A 2,500-nucleotide genomic window follows, 5' to 3' on the forward strand; every position below is an offset into this window, starting at 1 on the left:
AACGCCTCACAACGCTTCCACACCCAGCCTATCAACGTGGTAGTCTTCCACGGCCCTTCAGGAGGCTCAAGGCCTCAGGGAGATCTTATCTTGAAGGAGGCTTCCCGCTTAGATGCTTTCAGCGGTTATCCCGTCCGAACATAGCTACCCGGCAATGCCACTGGCGTGACAACCGGAACACCAGAGGTTCGTTCACTCCGGTCCTCTCGTACTAGGAGCAACTCTTCTCAAATCTCCAACGCCCACGGCAGATAGGGACCGAACTGTCTCACGACGTTCTAAACCCAGCTCGCGTACCACTTTAAATGGCGAACAGCCATACCCTTGGGACCGGCTTCAGCCCCAGGATGTGATGAGCCGACATCGAGGTGCCAAACACCGCCGTCGATGTGAACTCTTGGGCGGTATCAGCCTGTTATCCCCGGAGTACCTTTTATCCGTTGAGCGATGGCCCTTCCATACAGAACCACCGGATCACTATGACCTACTTTCGTACCTGCTCGACATGTCTGTCTCGCAGTCAAGCGCACTTATACCATTATGCTCATTGCATGATTTCCGACCATGCTGAGTGCACCTTCGTACTCCTCCGTTACTCTTTGGGAGGAGACCGCCCCAGTCAAACTACCCACCATACACTGTCCTCGATCCGGATAACGGACCAGAGTTAGAACCTCAAACATACCAGGGTGGTATTTCAAGGACGGCTCCACAGTAACTAGCGTTACTGCTTCAAAGCCTCCCACCTATCCTACACAAGTAGGCTCAAAGTTCAGTGCAAAGCTGTAGTAAAGGTTCACGGGGTCTTTCCGTCTAGCCGCGGGTACACTGCATCTTAACAGCGATTTCAATTTCACTGAGTCTCTGGTGGAGACAGCGTGGCCATCGTTACGCCATTCGTGCAGGTCGGAACTTACCCGACAAGGAATTTCGCTACCTTAGGACCGTTATAGTTACGGCCGCCGTTTACCGGGGCTTCGATCAAGAGCTTCGCCGAAGCTAACCCCATCAATTAACCTTCCGGCACCGGGCAGGCGTCACACCGTATACGTCCTCTTACGAGTTTGCACAGTGCTATGTTTTTAATAAACAGTCGCAGCCACCTGGTCACTTCGACCGGCCTCAGCTTAGGGAGCAAGTCCCATCACCAAAACCGGCGTACCTTCTCCCGAAGTTACGGTACCATTTTGCCTAGTTCCTTCACCAGAGTTCTCTCAAGCGCCTTGGTATTCTCTACCTGACCACCTGTGTCGGTTTAGAGTACGATTCACTATTACCTGAAGCTTAGAAGTTTTTCCTGGAAGCAGGGCATCAACCACTTCACCCACTAAGTGGGCTTCGTCATCAGCTCTCAGCCTTCTCATTAAAGAGTATGACCCGGATTTGCCTAAGTCATAAGCCTACAACCTTAAACATGGACAACCAATCGCCATGCCGGCCTAGCCTTCTCCGTCACTCCGTCGCAGTAATAGCGAGTACAGGAATATTAACCTGTTTCCCATCGACTACGGCTTTCGCCCTCGCCTTAGGGGTCGACTAACCCTGTCCCGATTAGCGTTGGACAGGAACCCTTGGTCTTCCGGCGGGGAGGTTTTTCACCTCCCTTATCGTTACTCATGTCAGCATTCGCACTTGTGATACCTCCAGCAGACCTCCCGATCCACCTTCAACGGCTTACACAACGCTCCTCTACCATGCTAATAAATTAGCATCCGCAGCTTCGGTTATCAGTTTGAGCCCCGGTATATCTTCCGCGCAGGCCGACTCGACTAGTGAGCTATTACGCTTTCTTTAAAGGATGGCTGCTTCTAAGCCAACCTCCTAGCTGTCTGGGCCTTCCCACATCGTTTCCCACTTAACTGATATTTGGGACCTTAGCTGGCGGTCTGGGTTGTTTCCCTTTCCACGACGGACGTTAGCACCCGCCGTGTGTCTCCCGCGATTGCACTCCTCGGTATTCGGAGTTTGCATGGGGTTGGTAAGTCGGGATGACCCCCTAGCCCAAACAGTGCTCTACCCCCGAGGGTGAGACGCGAGGCGCTACCTAAATAGCTTTCGAGGAGAACCAGCTATCTCCCGGCTTGATTAGCCTTTCACTCCGATCCACAGGTCATCCCCTAATTTTTCAACATTAGTGGGTTCGGTCCTCCAGTTGATGTTACTCAACCTTCAACCTGCCCATGGATAGATCGCCGGGTTTCGGGTCTATTGCCTGCAACTAAACGCCCTATTAAGACTCGATTTCTCTACGGCTCCCCTAAGCGGTTAACCTTGCTACAGACAATAAGTCGCTGACCCATTATACAAAAGGTACGCAGTCACCCCGAAGGGCTCCTACTGCTTGTACGTATACGGTTTCAGGTTCTATTTCACTCCCCTCTCCGGGGTTCTTTTCGCCTTTCCCTCACGGTACTGGTTCACTATCGGTCAGCTGGGAGTATTTAGCCTTGGAGGATGGTCCCCCCATATTCAGTCAAGATAACACGTGTCCCGACCTACT

General features: G+C 52.3%; 1 rRNA gene (only partly in view). It reads right to left on the reverse strand.

From position 1 onward, the window contains the following. A 23S ribosomal RNA gene (locus ACJJIF_RS13920) occupies positions 1–2,500 on the reverse strand (it extends past both window edges: 38 nt to the left, 358 nt to the right).

This window comes from Microbulbifer regidiadema (SeqCode) (assembly GCF_052467605.1).